The 16,880-nt window shown below is 36.7% G+C and carries 18 protein-coding genes; 12 read left to right on the forward strand and 6 right to left on the reverse strand.

Annotated elements, in window-relative coordinates:
• The first annotated feature begins 54 nt into the window (after positions 1-54).
• Genes R2Q77_RS02755 through R2Q77_RS02790 form a run of 8 tightly spaced genes read left to right on the forward strand, consistent with a single transcriptional unit; the run spans position 55 to position 7,050 of the window.
• On the forward strand, positions 55-762 hold the full coding sequence (locus R2Q77_RS02755; RefSeq protein WP_316802179.1) for a DUF4476 domain-containing protein: 708 nt from the start codon (positions 55-57) through the stop codon (positions 760-762).
• A gap of 17 nt (positions 763-779) precedes the next feature.
• Positions 780-1,304, forward strand: coding sequence for a DinB family protein (locus R2Q77_RS02760; RefSeq protein ID WP_316802180.1), 525 nt, complete (start codon positions 780-782; stop codon positions 1,302-1,304).
• Between the two features lie 32 nt (positions 1,305-1,336).
• The gene (locus tag R2Q77_RS02765; protein WP_316802181.1) at positions 1,337-1,870 is read left to right on the forward strand and encodes a hypothetical protein; all 534 of its coding nucleotides are present in this window, start codon (positions 1,337-1,339) and stop codon (positions 1,868-1,870) included.
• Positions 1,871-1,902: 32 nt separating this feature from the next.
• Positions 1,903-3,222, forward strand: a complete 1,320-nt coding sequence (locus R2Q77_RS02770; protein WP_316802182.1) for a flippase — start codon at positions 1,903-1,905, stop codon at positions 3,220-3,222.
• Positions 3,219-3,866: an FkbM family methyltransferase gene (locus R2Q77_RS02775; protein ID WP_316802183.1), complete on the forward strand. Its 648-nt coding sequence runs from the start codon at positions 3,219-3,221 to the stop codon at positions 3,864-3,866. The genes R2Q77_RS02770 and R2Q77_RS02775 overlap by 4 nt, the downstream gene beginning before the upstream one ends.
• A gap of 14 nt (positions 3,867-3,880) precedes the next feature.
• Positions 3,881-4,642 carry a class I SAM-dependent methyltransferase gene (locus R2Q77_RS02780; protein ID WP_316802184.1) on the forward strand — a complete coding sequence of 254 codons (762 nt, stop codon included), beginning with the start codon at positions 3,881-3,883 and terminating at the stop codon, positions 4,640-4,642.
• 3 nt (positions 4,643-4,645) lie between these two features.
• Complete coding sequence (locus tag R2Q77_RS02785) at positions 4,646-5,557, forward strand: glycosyltransferase (RefSeq protein ID WP_316802185.1); 912 nt, start codon at positions 4,646-4,648, stop codon at positions 5,555-5,557.
• 41 nt (positions 5,558-5,598) lie between these two features.
• Positions 5,599-7,050, forward strand: a complete 1,452-nt coding sequence (locus R2Q77_RS02790) for an alpha-L-fucosidase (RefSeq protein ID WP_316802186.1) — start codon at positions 5,599-5,601, stop codon at positions 7,048-7,050.
• A gap of 76 nt (positions 7,051-7,126) precedes the next feature.
• On the opposite strand, the gene R2Q77_RS02795 is transcribed toward R2Q77_RS02790, so the two are convergent.
• Positions 7,127-7,876 carry a class I SAM-dependent methyltransferase gene (locus tag R2Q77_RS02795; RefSeq protein WP_316802187.1) on the reverse strand — a complete coding sequence of 250 codons (750 nt, stop codon included), beginning with the start codon at positions 7,874-7,876 and terminating at the stop codon, positions 7,127-7,129.
• A gap of 124 nt (positions 7,877-8,000) precedes the next feature.
• Between R2Q77_RS02795 and R2Q77_RS02800 the strand changes: the two genes are divergently transcribed.
• From R2Q77_RS02800 to R2Q77_RS02815, 4 genes are all read left to right on the forward strand, one after another.
• Complete coding sequence (locus tag R2Q77_RS02800) at positions 8,001-9,281, forward strand: glycosyltransferase family 4 protein (protein ID WP_316802188.1); 1,281 nt, start codon at positions 8,001-8,003, stop codon at positions 9,279-9,281.
• A 184-nt stretch (positions 9,282-9,465) separates the two neighbouring features.
• The gene (locus tag R2Q77_RS02805; RefSeq protein ID WP_316802189.1) at positions 9,466-10,212 is read left to right on the forward strand and encodes a glycosyltransferase family 2 protein; all 747 of its coding nucleotides are present in this window, start codon (positions 9,466-9,468) and stop codon (positions 10,210-10,212) included.
• A 79-nt stretch (positions 10,213-10,291) separates the two neighbouring features.
• Complete coding sequence (locus R2Q77_RS02810) at positions 10,292-10,966, forward strand: phosphatase PAP2 family protein (protein WP_316802190.1); 675 nt, start codon at positions 10,292-10,294, stop codon at positions 10,964-10,966.
• Positions 10,967-11,042: 76 nt separating this feature from the next.
• Positions 11,043-11,603, forward strand: coding sequence for a type 1 glutamine amidotransferase domain-containing protein (locus R2Q77_RS02815; RefSeq protein ID WP_316802191.1), 561 nt, complete (start codon positions 11,043-11,045; stop codon positions 11,601-11,603).
• Positions 11,604-11,677: 74 nt separating this feature from the next.
• Here the strand turns inward: R2Q77_RS02815 and R2Q77_RS02820 are convergent, their stop codons facing one another.
• The 5 genes from R2Q77_RS02820 to R2Q77_RS02840 all read right to left on the reverse strand — a co-directional run bounded on the left by R2Q77_RS02820 (position 11,678) and on the right by R2Q77_RS02840 (position 16,831).
• The gene (locus R2Q77_RS02820) at positions 11,678-12,721 is read right to left on the reverse strand and encodes a hypothetical protein (protein WP_316802192.1); all 1,044 of its coding nucleotides are present in this window, start codon (positions 12,719-12,721) and stop codon (positions 11,678-11,680) included.
• Positions 12,722-12,967: 246 nt separating this feature from the next.
• The gene (locus tag R2Q77_RS02825) at positions 12,968-14,161 is read right to left on the reverse strand and encodes a serine hydrolase (RefSeq protein WP_316802193.1); all 1,194 of its coding nucleotides are present in this window, start codon (positions 14,159-14,161) and stop codon (positions 12,968-12,970) included.
• Between the two features lie 31 nt (positions 14,162-14,192).
• Positions 14,193-15,107, reverse strand: coding sequence for a lysophospholipid acyltransferase family protein (locus tag R2Q77_RS02830; protein WP_316802194.1), 915 nt, complete (start codon positions 15,105-15,107; stop codon positions 14,193-14,195).
• An 89-nt stretch (positions 15,108-15,196) separates the two neighbouring features.
• On the reverse strand, positions 15,197-16,123 hold the full coding sequence (locus R2Q77_RS02835) for a lysophospholipid acyltransferase family protein (protein WP_316802195.1): 927 nt from the start codon (positions 16,121-16,123) through the stop codon (positions 15,197-15,199).
• A gap of 129 nt (positions 16,124-16,252) precedes the next feature.
• Positions 16,253-16,831, reverse strand: a complete 579-nt coding sequence (locus tag R2Q77_RS02840) for an NAD(P)H-dependent oxidoreductase (RefSeq protein ID WP_316802196.1) — start codon at positions 16,829-16,831, stop codon at positions 16,253-16,255.
• Positions 16,832-16,880 lie beyond the last annotated feature (49 nt).

Genomic DNA, 16,880 nt, shown 5'->3' on the forward strand with positions numbered 1-16,880 from the left:
ATTTTGGCATTTGTTTGGCAATACGCAACACACACACAAATTAAACAAGTAATTATGAAAAAAATCATCCTGTTAGGACTGGCACTGATCAGTTTTAACTTCGCGTTTGCGCAAGGCAGTCAAGGAAAATCAGAAGTTTTTCTTCAAATTGAAGCACCTGGTACCTACACCGTATATCTGGACAATGAATTTGTTGGCTCGGCAAACGGTCGTTTTAGGTTTTATGATGTTTACAATTCAGCACCCACCCTGTCTATAATACAAGGCAATACAACTTTGTATAAGAGAAAAGTGCGGACCAATCCCGATCAGCGGATAATTTTAAATTATTCCAAAAGAGATGGCCTCAGCATTGTCAAAGAATTAAACATATATAGAAATCGCCAGTATGCCTTAAATGATTTTGACGATTATACAGACGCATTTAATACAGGTATTGTTCCACCAATAATTTCATTCCCCGACCGCAATTACAGGCTATTATCTTCTGAGGCTTTTCAGCAATTTTACGATCAATACAAAAAAGAGAGTTTTGATAATGACAGAACCCGGTTAATTAGTGCGGTTAGTAAAAATGCATCGCTTTCATCAGCGCAGGTTAGAATACTTTTAAAACCTTATACTTTTGATCAGAACAGATTAGAAACGGCCAAAACATTATACAAAGACGTTGCAGACCCGCAGAATTATTTCACGCTTTCTGACGTTTTTGAATTCTTTAACTACAAAAACTCATTTTTGGAGTTCATAGCAAAACAGTAATTCGATATCTTTATTAAATGAATATAGCAAAAGTCAATTCATCTATCCAAAAAATAGTTGATGCTTACAAAGCAAAATTATCTGTTTATTCGGAGGAAGTTTATCAAACTACCCCGCCAATTAATGGCTGGAGTTATAGTGAAGTGTATTCGCACATCTTCGATTCGAGCTTACTCTCTATAATGGCTTTACAGCATTGTTTAACTAATAAAGGAGAAGATAAACCAACGGCTTTTGCAGTAAAAGTGATTCTATTTCTGGGGTTTTTACCTCCGGCAAAAAAATATAAGGTACCAAAAAGATTAATGGATAGGGTTAAAAAAATCAGCAAAGCGGAGGCATTTGACTTTATCCATCAATTTGAAAAAGAATTAGCAGCGGTATATGGCTCTATTGCAAATTCGAATAATTCAAGCAAAACTAAGCACCCGCGCCTGGGCTATTTAAATGCCAAACAATGGTTTCGTTTTATAGAAATTCATTTAAAACACCACTTAAAGCAACTTGGCCGCATAGAAAAGAGTTTTCAGGATCAGGGTTAATTTTCGCATATTTGAGTATAACCATCAAACAAATGAAAAAACTCTATTATTTAGCGGCAATTGTTCTTTTTTGTAGTTGCAACAATAATAAACCAGCACCTCAGGTTATTACACCAACACCAACCGGAATCTCTGGATTACAACCGACCAAAACTTCGGGGCCTGTAAACCAGTTAACGAGTAATTTAATATACAATCCTGCACATGGGCAACCTGGCCACAATTGCGCAATTGCTGTTGGTGCCCCTCTTAATCAACGTGTTACTGCTAAACCAGGCTTAACCCCTTCGCAAACTTCAACACCTTCTCCAGCCGTTACTATACCTGCGGTTACAGGTAATAATAAATCGCAGAAACTTAATCCAAAACATGGTGATCCAGGGCATAGGTGTGATTTAGCTGTGGGTGTTCCGTTAAATTCTAAACCAGCAGAAACGCCAAAAGTGAGGGTATCGCCTGCTAAAATTGACAACAGCCTTGAAACAAAGAACAGCATAAAAATAAATCCCAAACATGGCGAAACCGGTCACCGTTGCGATATTGCGGTGGGTGCCCCATTAACATAAAAACCTGAAGCATTTTTCACATATTTGCGCTAATGAAAATACCCACCATAAAAGGTTTTGATGAGGAGGCATTTAACAAGTATTTTAAAAATGCAGGTTGGTTAATGTTCGGCAAGGCACTCAGCCTTATTGTAAACCTTTTAATTGCCCGTTATTTAGGCCCCATATTATTTGGAGACTTAAGTTTTGGTCTATCTCTCGTGGCAATTTTAGCCGCTGTTGGTGCCTTGGGGCTTGATACTTTTATCATTCGCGAAATTATCCAGGAACCATCCAGGCGTGATGAAATTTTAGGCACCTCTTTATGGCTTAGAATGGCAACCAATGCTTTACTTATTCCTGTTGCTGTAGCAATTTATTTAATTAGCCACCACTTAACCCCCAGCCCAGGCGAACCATTAACCTTATTAGTTGGTTTGTTGGCCCTCGCCTCCTTCTTCAAATCGTTTAATGTAATCGATGCTTACTTTCAGTCGCAGGTTCAATCCAAATATGTCGTTCAGGTACAAAACATCTGTTTGATCATTACTTCAGCAGTTAAAATTTTACTTATTACGCTAAATCTTCCTTTAATTTATATCGTTTTGGCTTACGTTTTAGATGGATTCATTTTAGCGTTAGGCCTGATTATGGTTTATCAGAAAAGAGGTTTAAATATTTTTAACTGGAAATTTGATAAACAAAGGGCAAAATCATTGCTACAGAAGTCATCACCACTTATTCTTTCTGCGGTAATGGTAACCATTTATATGAAAATAGATGTGGTTATGCTTAAAAGTGTGGGCAGTAAAGCTATAGGAATTTACAGTTCAGCTCAAAACCTAAGCGAAGCCTGGTATTTTATACCAGTTGCGATCGTTACATCCGTGTTTCCGGCCTTATTAAATGCCCGTAAAACAGATTTAGACCGGTATCAAAAACGCCTTGGAAACTTGTACGATTTATTAGTTTTTATAAGCATACCGGTTGCATTATTTATAAGTTTTTTTGCTTCAGATATTATTCAGATTATTTATAAAGGTAAATACGACGGTGCAGGGCCAATGCTATCCATACACATCTGGTCAGGTATTTTTGTATTCTTAGGAACCGCAAGTTCTCAATATTTAGTTGCAGAGGGTTATACCAAAATTTCATTTTACAGAACAGCCGCAGGCGCGCTGATAAATATCCTCCTAAATCTTTGGCTGATCCCAAAATATGCAGGAGTAGGTGCTTCAATTGCGACATTAATAGCCTGTTTTGTATCTACTTTTTATCTTTTATTAATTCCAAAAACTCGTCAACAAGGTATAATGATGTTAAAATCATTATTTTTGGTCACAGCATTTCAAAAAATATTTAAACGTTGAGCAATCTTAAAGCACTAACAAATTTAATTGCAAAGCCCGCAAGGCTTAAAGCACTACTATCATATGGTCATAAAGGCTATTTAAACAGCATTGGATGGTTTACGGCCTTTGATAAAAAACAGGCTGTTGACGGAAACGGGAAGGCATTACCCTGGGTTACTTATTCCTTTATAGATTTTATTAAAGAACGAATCAATAAAACACAACATATTTTTGAATATGGATCGGGTAGTTCTACTTTATTTTATGCAGAAAGGGCAGCAACAGTTACTTCAGTAGAGCACGACAAGAACTGGTTTGAAAATGTAAAAAACACAAGTCCATCTAATGCAGAGATGATTTTCTGTCACCTCGAAAAAGATGGCGAATATGCTAAAAAGGCAACTTTACTAAATAAGAAGTTCGACATCATCATTGTCGACGGTCGTGATCGTGTAAATTGCTGCAAGTATAGTATTGAAGCTTTATCAGCTGAAGGTGTTTTAGTTTTAGATGATAGCGAACGTGAGGTTTACAATGCGGCCAGACTATTATTAAAAGAAAAAGGGTTTAAAGAAATCAGCTTTAGCGGCATTTCTCCCGGTTTGTTTTATGAGAAAGCAACTTCTGTATTTTACAAAACAAATAATTGTTTAGGAATATAATCTCCAGTTAACACATGCTAAGCGAAGAAGTAAAAACAGCCTACGATAATTTTTATACGCAAAGCGATGTAGCCTGGCGCATGCTGGGTGCAAAATACAAAGCCCAAAACATTATTGATGTTTGCAAAAGTATAAAACCAAAAAAAGTACTTGAAGTTGGGGCCGGCGATGGCAGCATTCTTCATTTTTTAAACGAATGGAATTTTGCACCTGAAATTTATGCCCTTGAAATTGCTCAAAGTGGTGTTGATTTAATTCTTGACCGGAAACTGACCAACCTTAAAGAAGCTAAAACTTTTGACGGATATAAAATTCCGTTTGCCGATGATAGTTTTGACCTCGTTATACTTGCACACGTTTTAGAGCATGTTGAACATGAAAGAATTTTACTTCGGGAACTTAAAAGAGTAGCTAAATATGTAGTTGTAGAAGTGCCAAAGGATTATCGCTTTGGCATTGATAAACGAATGAAACACTTTCTCGATTATGGCCACATTAATATGTATACGCCAACATCTTTAAGGTTTTTACTGCAAAGTGAAGGTTTGGAAATTATAGAGGATAAAGTTTCTATGACGGCTACTGAAACGGTAAAATTTAATGAGTTTATCAATAGAAAAGCACCAAAAACATTTGCCAAAAATTTAAAAATAGAATTAGAATACCGAATCAAAAAAGCTTTGGGTAATCTACTGGGGCAAAAGAAAAAGGAACAGTTTGCAAATGCATATACCGTTTTAACCAAAAAATCTGATCATAACCTGCATATTTTTTAATCCATGCAAAACCTCGCCCCTATTGCACTTTTCGTTTACAACCGTCCGCAACACACCTCAAGGACGTTAAAATTTTTGCAGCAAAATGAACTGGCGGCCGATAGTCGTTTATACATATTTTCTGATGGTGCAAAAACAGAAAAAGATGCGCAGAAAGTTACCGAGGTAAGGGCGATTATTAATGGAATAGACGGCTTTAAATCGGTTAAAATTATCGAACGCAAAGAAAATTCGGGATTGGCAAATTCGGTTATTGCGGGCGTATCTCAATTAATTAAGGATTACGGACAGGTTATCGTTTTGGAGGATGATTTGGTTACGTCGCCACATACCTTAACTTATTTTAACGATGCATTGAATCGGTACCGCAATGAAGAAAAAGTAATGCACATTGGTGCTTACATGTATCCTTTGGCAGAAAACCTGCCACAAACTTTTTTCTACAGGGCAGCAACCAGTTGGGGATGGGCGACCTGGGAAAGAGCCTGGAAAAATTTCGAACCCAATATAGATATACTCATCAATCAGTTTGACAGCAAAAAAAAGAATGCATTCTCGATTGATAAAACCATGAATTTTTGGAAACAAATGCAGGAATTTAAAGCGGGTAAAAATAACAGCTGGGCCATTCGCTGGTATGCTTCCATTTTTTTAAAAGGAGGCTTAACACTTAATCCATCACAATCTCTTGTAAACAATATCGGTCATGATGGAACTGGGGTACATTCGGGTATAAACGACATTTATAACGTGATTATCAATCCCAGGCCAATTACTCAATTCCCTGATGTAATAGCAGAAAATACTGAAGCCTATCAGGCCATTAAAAGCTTTTTGGCCAATAGAAAAGGAAATCTATGGGATCGTGTTAAACGTTTCTTGACAGAAAAGCTGAATAAAATGCCAATTTTTTAGTTTTAATAATCTATACCTTAGAAATTCAAATCTATAACCGGATGAAGATTCTAACCTTTTTATTATTGCTTCTTGGCAGCACCGCTTCTTTTGCACAAAATGCACCTAAACCATATGGCGCAACACCTTCAAAAAGGCAATTGGCCTGGCACGATGTGGAAGTTTATGGCTTAATTCATTTTACCCCAACTACATTTGAAAATAAAGAATGGGGTTTTGGAGATGCAGACCCGAAAACATTTAACCCTACAGATTTTAGTGCCGAGCAAATTATCAAAGCAGCGAAAGATGGTGGCTTAAAAGCAATTATCCTGGTTTCAAAGCACCACGATGGCTTTGCCCTTTGGCCAACAAAAACAACTTCGTACAACATTTCTAAAAGCCCTTTCAGAAATGGAAAGGGTGATTTAGTAAAAGAAATTGAACAAGCTGCACGCAAAAACGGATTAAAGTTTGGTGTATATTGCTCACCCTGGGATAGAAACAATCCGCTTTACGGCACAGATAAGTACTTAGCCATTTATCAGGCGCAGTTAAAAGAATTATACAGCAATTATGGCGAGCTTTTTATGAGCTGGCACGATGGCGCCAATGGTGGAGACGGTTATTATGGCGGTGCTAAAGAAAAACGTTCTATTGATAATACAACCTATTACGACTGGAAAAACACCTGGGCAATTACCAGGAAAATGCAACCCATGGCAAATATATTTAGTGATATTGGCCCCGATATACGTTGGGTAGGCAGTGAAGACGGTACTGCAGCAGAAAACAGTTGGGCTACTTTTACACCACTTCCGCCCGAAGGAAAGAGCGTAGCTGTTCCTGGTCAGGCTAATTATCCGCAAAGCCCTATGGGCATTAGAAATGGCAAATTCTGGATGCCTGCAGAATGTGATGTTCCTTTAAGAAAAGGTTGGTTTTATCATGCTAATGAAAAGCCTAAAACGGCTGAAATGCTTTTTGATTTATACTTAAAAAGTGTTGGGCACGGGGCTGGTTTAGATTTAGGCCTCGCACCTGATACGCGTGGACAATTACATAATGATGATGTTGCGGCCTTAAAGGGCTTTGGAGACCTTGTTAAACATACATTTGCCAATAACCTTGCAAAAGGAGCAATTGTAAAAGCAAGCAATACGCGTGGTAAAAACTTTGGCAGTGCTAAACTTACAGATAATAATAAACAAACTTACTGGGCAACCGCAGATCAGATTCATACGGCCAGCTTAGAGCTTGATTTAAAAACACCTAAAACTTTTGACATTGTGAGTTTGCAGGAATATATTCCCTTAGGGCAAAGAATTGAAAGTTTTAATGTAGAGGTTTTTGAAAATGGCGGATGGAAAAAGGTTTATGAAGGCGAAGCCATCGGTGCTAAAAAACTAATTAAACTTGAAACACCTGTAACTTCAGCCAAGGTTAGGCTAAACATTACCAAATCGCCGGTTTGTATTACTTTAAGCGAGTTTGCACTTTACAAGAAAGCATAGCTGTAACGCACGTTCCCCACAACGATATGCTTTGATGCAGGTTTAATGGTGTTTGCTTATTAAGGGGCAAATACCATTAAACTTTCTTCGCTTCTAATATAATATAGGGCGACAAACTTTTACTCTCAAAAGGAATGATTTTAGTAAAAACTTTACCCGTCAGCCAAACCGCTTTTTTAAATAAGCGAACCCCCGCTGATTTTTCCTTTTCATTTTCAAGCCAAACGCTAAATTTACCAAAGTAACCAGCCTTAATCTCTTTTAAGCCTGCTTTTTCGCAGATAGAAGTTAATAAAGCCGGGTTCATGCTGTTGATGTTGTGTTTATCGTAATTCTCTTTATCAAAATTGCGCTGAAACCAGCCATTTACCGCTTTAAAGTTGGGTAAAGTAATAAATAAGGTTCCCCCAGGTTTTACGAAAGCAATGTGGCGGTTAATAATATCTGCCGTATCATTAAAATGCTCTATTAATCCACAGCTTAAAACCAAATCATATTGCTGAGTTGGCTCGTAATTAAATAAATCCGTTTCAATAATGTGAATATCCTTTTCTGTTAAATTATTTTTCTCCAAAAGTTCATTGACCACAGGCGGATGAACAAAATAATCCAGCAAGGTTACATCAAGCTTTAAATATTTTTTTAAAAAAACGGCATAATAACCTGGGAAACCACCCAATTCAATAGCGGTTTTAATATGATTCTTACTAACTAAATCTGCAAGTTGATGATGAAATAAGTAATTTGATGGTAATTGAACCGCCAACCCCTTTTTACTTTCCCAATAATTTACCCAAAAAGCCCTGTCAGTTAATAAATTTGTCATGTCTTAAAATAATTCAAAGCCCAAAGAAACACAAAGAATAAGAGATTTGATATTTTTACGTTTAATTATTTTTATATCTTGTAAACTTAGCTACCATAGCAGGGTTAAACAATAAAATGTATTTTTGATCGATTTGAAAGTAGTACACTTAAACACTTATGATGGAAACGGGGGCGCAGGCAGGGCTTGCCTACGATTGAGCGATGCGCTGAAAGCATCTGGCGTGGAATCTAAAGTGCTTGTTTATTACAAATTCGGGCAAAATCCGAAAATCGATACCTTTAGCAAAAGTCCTGTTGCTAAGGCCAAGGCCGTTTATAACATCTTAGCCGAAAGATATTTTTCCAAGTGGCTAAGCAAATCGGTAAAAACTCCTTTTAGCCTGCAATGGTTTGGACGCTCTATAATTAAACATCCTGATGTTAAAAATGCAGACATCATCCATCTCCACTGGGTAAACCATGGTTTTTTAACACCAAAGTTTCTTGCAGAACTTGATGAACTGGAAAAACCTGTTGTATGGACCTTTCACGATAGCAATGCCTTTACTGGTGGCTGTCATGTACGTTATGGGTGCGAAAATTTTCATCACCAATGTGGAAATTGTCCGGTATTAAAAATTAGTGGTGATCACGATATTTCACATAAAACCTGGCTGCGGAAACAAAAGGCTTATACCGAGCTTAACTTTCATATAGTTGCGCCGAGTACATGGATGGCGGCATCAGTTAAGTTTAGCAGCCTGCTGGGCACCAGAAAAAGTTCCGTAATTCCAAATACCATTGAAACCAATATTTTTAAACCTTATGTTAAAGCCGAAGCAAAAAAAATATTAAAAATAAATCCTGATAAATTTGTTTTGATGAGTGGTTTTATGCCCTCTAAAAACGATAAACATAAAGGAACACCTTACTTAATTGAAGCTTTAGAAATCTTATCTAAAAGGCCCGGTTTAAAAAAAGAAAACATAGAACTCGTAATTTTTGGCAATAAGGAAAATGCAGAAATGCCAACCTTTCCTTTTAAAACCACCTTTTTGGGCACCATTAATAAGGATGATCATTTAGCAAAATGCTATTCGGCTGCCGATGCTTTTATAACACCTTCGCTGGAAGATAACTTACCCAATACCGTAATGGAAAGCCTTGCCTGTGCAACTCCTGTAGTTGCATTTACAACCGGTGGAATACCAGATATGGTTCAGCATTTACAAAATGGATATCTTGCCGAATATAAAAATGCTGAAGATTTAGCCAATGGCATTGAATGGCTGTATCACGATGACCAGAAGGAAGAAATTCAAAAGGAGGCCAGAAGATCGATCTTAGAACACTTCTCAGAAAAAGTAGTTGCAGAACAGCACATCGACCTTTATAAAGCACTGATAGATTTGCAACCAAAATAATCGGCAAAAAATTCTTTGTACTCAAGCAAAAAGGATTTTCTATTATTTGGGCGACAGTTCCAAGGGCTGCCGGCGCTTTTTATCCTCAACATAAAAATAATGTTTGCCAAATTTCATTTTCGCCTGAAGGCAGAAAAATTTGAGCAATGTTTATTAAATTTACTGCAATCCAAAATAAATTCCCTTGCCCAAACTAACAGTCATTACCATTGTATACAATAATGCCCGCGATATTGAGCGGACAATTCACTCTGTATTAAATCAAACGTATAAAAAAATAGAATACATTATTATTGACGGCGCTTCTACGGACGGTACGCTGGAAATTGTACAGCAATATAAAGATCGCATTTCTAAAATTATCTCCGAACCTGATAAAGGAATTTACGATGCCATGAATAAAGGTTTAGCTTTAGCCACCGGCGATTATGTTTTATTTATGAATTCTGGAGATGAAATTTATGACGAAAATACTGTTGAAGAGATTTTTGATACAGCCGAAGGTGCAGATATTTATTATGGTGAAACTGAAATGTTTAATGATAACTGGGAAAGTTTAGGCCGCCGCAGGCACGAAGCCCCTGAAGAATTCGACTGGACAAGTTTTAAATTTGGAATGAATATCAGCCATCAGGCCATTTACATTCGCCGCAGCATTTTAGTTCCATACGATTTAAAATATAAATACAGTTCTGATATAGACTGGATTATTAAAGCCACTAAAAAGGCATCGAGCATTGTTAATGTGCACCGCTATGTAGCCAAGTACTTAGTTGGAGGAATGAGCAAGAAAAAACATCGCGAAAGTCTGAAAGAGCGCTTTTCAATATTCACCAAGTATTACGGGCTTATTCCGAATATTTTTAACCACCTTATTATTGCAGGTAACCTGGCGCTGTATTTTATAAAACACCGCAGAACAAACGATTAATCTTATAGATTTCTTTCGTAATTATAGGTTTAAACTATATTAATATTGGCATGATACTTTTGTGACATATTTAGAAAATATGTTACGCCTGATCAAAAAACATCACCTGTATTTTACGCTAACCTCCATAACCCTATTTATTTTTTTAGGAATAAGCTTAATACTAAACAAAAAAGAAAGTTTTGTTCTTTTAAACGGCTTTCATTGCGAATGGCTTAATAATTTTTTCATTTTTTATACTCATTTAGGTGATGGATTAGTATTTATAGCGGTTGTTATTATTTTCATCGCTTTTAAAAAGAGGAAAAAGGCTGCAACTTTACTGTTGGGTTATTTAAGTTCGGGAGTGGCTACACTAGCTTTAAAAAGGATTTTTCTTTTGCCAAGGCCAAAACTATATTTTGAAAATATGGCTTTTGAATATGGCCATTTTATTCCCGGCGTTACCCTGCATGGTTCAAATGCTTTTCCTTCGGGTCATACTACTTCAGTATTTTGCCTGGCCACGATATTAATACTCATTTTTAAAAAACAAAAACTCTGTATCCCCTGCTTTATCGTAGCGGTTACTGTTGGCTATTCGCGTATCTATCTTGCGCAGCATTTTTTACAGGATGTAGTATTTGGCGTATTTATAGGAACTTTATTCGGCTTGTTAAGTTACCACTGTGTGTATAAGCAAAAAATACTAAAACCGATTAAGAAGTTTTTCAAAATTAAAAAACAAAAAAGCTTACCATTAGCCGATACATAAGTCCCTTTTATCTACAATTTTAAAACAAAATTTTATTACAGCTGTCTATAATATAATCACCTATTAAAAATATATTATGGCACAATTAAATAATCAGCATATAGCAGTACTTTCAGAAAGTGGATTTGAAGAGGTAGAATTAACTGAACCGGTTAAGAGATTAAAAGAAGAAGGCGCAACTGTTCATATTATTTCTTCAAAAAGTGGCAAGATAAAAGCATGGGCTCATGACCATTGGTCGATTGAAGTTGAGGTTGATAAAACTCTTACCGAAGCTAATGCGGATGATTATTCGGGCCTTGTTCTTCCTGGTGGTGTAATTAATCCCGATCAGCTGCGGGTTAATGAAGATGCGATTGCCTTTGTAAAAGCATTCTTTGCCGCAGGGAAACCTGTTGGTGCAATTTGCCACGGGCCACAGACTTTAATTAATGCGGATGTAGTTAAAGGCAGAAAAATGACTTCAGTTAAAAATATAGCGCAGGACTTAATTAATGCAGGCGCAAATTGGGTAGATGAGGAAGTTGTTGTAGACCAGGGCCTGGTAACGAGCCGCACACCCGATGATTTACCTGCTTTTAATGATAAGATAGTTGAAGAATTTGCAGAAGGCGTACATGATGGGCAACACGCTTAAGCGTTTTGGACGCTCTTTCTAAATTCACTCAGAAACGGTTGGCTTAGGTCAGCCGTTTTTTTTATTGGGTTACACTATAATTTTACCTGCCTGATGATGTTTTTAATATTCAGTTCGATAATGTCTGTCATGGTTTTACAATTTAAATAGTGTGCATCCTTAAAATATTCGGCCATCCCCTGCTTTAATAAAGCAATGTTTTCGGGTGTTGTTAACTCCTCCTTATTCGAAACATCGCGTAAATCTGTTAACCGGTGTCGCTCACTCCTTACCCGATGCACAATAGAAGATCTTTCTTCCTGTTGATATTGCAATACCGTTTTTTCGGTTAGTTGCTCCATACTCATTTTAACATAAGGTAAATTCTCTTTAAAATACTGCGGTAAGTATACTTTAAGATTCCCTTCATAAAACTGCTGATCAAAATCTATTGCCCGAATTCTAAACTGTATATCGTCAAAATCTGGTGTAATCTGTACCACAAAATTATATGCCCTCATATCGCCCAAAAGCATAATTAAACAACGTTCGTTAAACTTTACAAATTCTTTAGCAATACGTGTTGGGTTAAATTCTGGCGTGTAAAGCTGGCTTTTCGTAAATACATCGCCTGGAATACCTGCAATATGCTCCTCAACTAAGGTGTCGCCATCCACTAAATAGTTAACCTGGTTAGGCGATAATATTTCTTCCATTTCCAGGCCATAAATTCTGGATGCATCGGCCTTTTTAATGTAGAAATAATCATAAACATCGTTGAGCCGGTTTACAATTCTAATCCTGAAAGGATGGGTATTCCCAAATGTGCAATACTCGATTTTATCGATATATTTATGCTGTACAATGCGGAGATTTCCGGAAGCTTTTAAGTTTGCATAAATTTCTTTTAAGCCATTATGCAAACTTTCGATTAAATCCTGTGCATAAATTGGCCCTTCCCAAAGGGAGTCCTTTCCATTTTTATCCATCAAAGGAAAAGCCTCGTTAAACTGCATTAAATCGTTATAAGAAATTGGCAACCTGGCCTCACGCTGGTAGCTGCGCAGATATTTCTGCAAGGCAGGTGTAACCGGAAAAATCGGTTTCTTTCTTGAAATTTTTACATCGTTGTTTTCCATGCAGAGGCAATTTACTATTTTATAGAAACATGTTTAAATTTTTAATCCATAAGAACAGCATAATGGCAAGATTTATTTTTCAATTGTAAATGCTGTAACTGTACTTTCCGCCTTGCTAAATTTATTTCAGCATCTTTTAGCAATAAAGACCCAGAAATAAATCAGGGTGAAGACTGTAAAAACTTAATGGTAGATAAAAATAATAAAGAAATAGTTGTTTCAACTCTGTGCAGGTGAACTGTGCAATTAATTAATTTTAGGATAACTAAAGGGCAAGTCACTCAAATACCGGCTTATTTTACGGTAAGGATAATTACCAGCACCGTGATCAGCAAACTGTACAATAATGGTATTGGTTTTCGGATCGATGTATAACCTTTGCCCTAACATTCCTTCCGCAGCATAATCACCATTATCTCCTTCTTGCGGAATCCACCACAAATAATGATGTGCAGATTTTTGCCAGCCCTTGGCTGATGCAGGTTTTTCATTCCCAATTTGAACCGATTCATTAACCCAGTTTTCAGGAACAACCTGCTTCTGCTTATACTTTCCTTTATTTAAGTAAAGTTTTCCAATTTTGGCAAAATCAATAGCCGTAATCTGAAAACGGCTTGCAGTGTTGGCTAAACCATTTTTATGATCCAGGCTCCAGCTTGCATTATACTGAGCGCCAATTTTACGCCAGGTATTTTCCTCGAAATATTGTGCAACAGATTTACCGGTTGCTTTTTCCAATACCCAAGCCAACAAAATCGGATCTATGCTTTTATACACCCAAACTGTTCCCGGTTTATTCACCAGCCTCACTTTCATCAGTTCGGCTTTCATGTCATGGGTATAATAGTACTTTGCTTCATCAGAAAAAAAGGCTTTTGCAATCCCGCCCAGTGCATCCTGAAACTCCAGTCCAGACTTCATATCAAGCAGGTTCTTTAAAATGATATGGTCGAAAGCAGGATTTGACTTTAACTCCGGGATATAATCAGTAACCTTATCTTTTAAGCTTTTAATTTTTCCTTCAGCTATTGCTTGTCCAATCATAATTGAAACCATGCTTTTCGCACCCGAAAATATAGAAGTTATGGTACTGTCACTATAACCAGGATTATATCTTTCATATAAAACGCTGTCGTTTCTAATTACTAAAAAAACATTAATTGCGCCTATTTTCAGATAATCTTTTAACATAATGGATTGATTATTTCCATCCAAAACATGGAGTGTATCCAAATCATTCCGCGGTTTTGATGATCTGATGAAATGAAAAGCACTGTCGCTTTTATGCACCACGGCCTGTGGGAAAATTTTATAGGTTTCAGCCCGAGGTGTTCTGTACTGCAAAACACGAATCAGGTATGGGTGCCAAACAAATAATGCTATTGCCGAAACTATAATCAATGCAAAAAGCGCAAGAAGAATTTTCTTAAAAGTACTCATTGGCAATATCAAAAATAATATAAATCTGGGGTTATGCCTGCTTCAAATATTCATTCTCCATCACCTCAACTGCCTGCTTTGGTTTATGCTTCCATCTTCGATGGCTCCAAAGCCAAAAAGGCGGCGATTCCTGGATATTTCTCTCCAGTATCCGGGTGTGTAGTTCGGTAATTTCGAATTCGGAAGTTTTAGCCGGCTCTAAACAAAGTGGAATACAATCTACCTCATAATAACCTCTTTTTAAAACTTTTACTTTTAAATAAAACACAGGTCGGTTGGTCTTTTTAGCAATTTTTTCTATTCCCAACTGGATGGATGCGGGCTGATTTAAAAAAGTAGTCCAGTAATGTAGGTCGTTAACTGTTGGCGACTGATCGTTACCGAAGCTAAAAATACTGGCTTCATTTTGGGTTTCACCTATAATCCTAAGCGTTTTCCGCATAGAAACCATACGGTTTCCAAAACGGCTGCGCACTTTTAAAAACCACTGATCAAAAATAGCATTCGTAAGTGGTTTATAAATTGGATAATGATTTACGGGCAAGGAAAGCCCAAGTGCTAAAGTGCCCCATTCCCAGTTTCCATAGTGTGCCGAACAAATAAGAACGCCTTTATTTTCTTTAAAATACCCGGTAAGCTGGTTTAAGCCATTAAACTTATATCGTTTATGTAATGTAGATTTAGAAATGGCAGGCATTTTAACCACCTCCAAAATCAAATCGGCCAGGTACTTATAATACTGTTTCTCAATAAGCACAATCTCCGTTAAAGTTTTTTCAGGAAACGATTTTTGCAAGTTCTGGCGAACTATTTTTTTCCGGTAACCAAAAACGTGATAAAGCAACACATATACTACGTCTGCAATAACGTACAAAACCGACAAGGGAAGCAGGGATAATATTGATAAAAAAAATATTCCCAGATAGGAAAAGCCCTTTTTAATCATACTATAGTTGATAAGCAACAAATTTAAAATCTTGCCTAAAAATTTATGCCACAACAATGTTAGATTTTAAACTTTATTCACCGTCACGATCAAGCCACAGTATCCATCAGGTTTTCGTTACCCGCTTTAACTTTTGGCACTTTTAACTCAGGTTTATATTTCCATCTTCTATGGCTCCATAACCAATAGGCTGGACCTTCTACAATCATTTCTTCCAGCACATGTTTTTGCATTTCAGTAATTTCAAATTCCGCAGTTTCTGCAGGGTTTAAACAAACAGGCACACAATCAACTTCATAATAACCACGTTTTTTATAGCTTATTTTTAAATAAAAAACAGGTCTGTTTGTTTTTTTTGCAATCTTTTCAATACCCAGCTGAATAGAAGTTTCCTGATTTAAAAAGGTCGTCCAGTAATTCGATTCCTCTTTTGATGGCGCCTGGTCGCTACCAAAGGTAAATATACTTGCTGTGTTTTTATTGGCTTGAACCGCTCTTAAAGTTTGACGCATGGAAACCATTTTATTGCCAAATTTGCTTCTCATTTTCAAAAACCAATTGTCAAAAGATTCGCTTCTTAATGGTTTATAAATCGGGAAATGTTCACCGGAAAAAGTTAATCCAATCGCCATACAAACCCATTCATAATTGCCATAATGAGCCGAACAGAAAAGAACACTTTCATTGTTTTGCAAATAGGCTTCTACAAGATCAGCATTTTTAAATTTTACCCGCTTATTAAGTTCCTTGCGCGAGATACTTTTCATTTTAACAATCTCAATAATCAGCGAAGAAAGATATTTGTAATAAGTCTTCTCAATCAGGTCAATTTCGCCGATACTTTTCTCGGGAAAAGAGTTCATTAAATTCTCTCTTACAACCTTTCTTCGATAGCCGAAAACATGATAAATCAATACATAAAATGCATCAGCAATGATGTATAAAATAGATAACGGTAATAGAGATAAAAGCGTTAACAAAAATATTCCCAAGTGGGAAAAGTTTTTCTTAATCATGGGATGTGATTATAATATCCGGCAAAACTAGATTGTAGGCATAAATTAATTGCCATCAAATTGTTAGATTATTATTCTTATAGGTTTTATGAAAAATCGCTGACGAAATTCTAATCAATCGATTAAGTTTTATCCATTTTTAAGCCCTAGTTTGTAAATATCATTTACCCATTTGGCCCGTAATTGCGCAGTTGATGTTTTAACAATGGCTATGGCAGTAACTTTAACGGGCTTAACGCCACAAAACTCAAGCACACTTTTTTTCAATTGATTTACGCTGGGCCGACCAAACATTAACCAATAATACCACGATGGCTGATCGAGCGTAGTAATCATGCGTGCAGTTTTTCCTTTTAAAAGTTTATCCCACCAAACGCTGTTGTCTTTATACTTAAATGTAATACCCGGTAGAAACAAGCGATCTATAAAGCCTTTCATTATTGCCGGCATGCCACCCCACCAAACCGGATGCAACCAAACTAAATGATCTGCTTCTTTTATCTTCTCCAGGCTTTCTAACAAGTCAGGCTCCAATTCCATTCGCTTTCTATATCCATACTGTAAATTTGGATTGAAATTTAAATCACTAATATGAAGAACAGATACCGTTGCTCCTGATTCTATCGCACCTTTTTGATAGGCTTCGGCGAGCGCAAAAACTAAACTTTCTTTATTAGGATGCCCGTTTATAATTAAGATATTTTTCATTGTTCTATTTTAGATGGACAAAAATAAAGCAATGGCAAGGCCTCAAAGG

This window comes from Pedobacter nototheniae (genome assembly GCF_032678625.1).
Taxonomy (GTDB): Bacteria; Bacteroidota; Bacteroidia; order Sphingobacteriales; family Sphingobacteriaceae; genus Pedobacter; species Pedobacter nototheniae_A.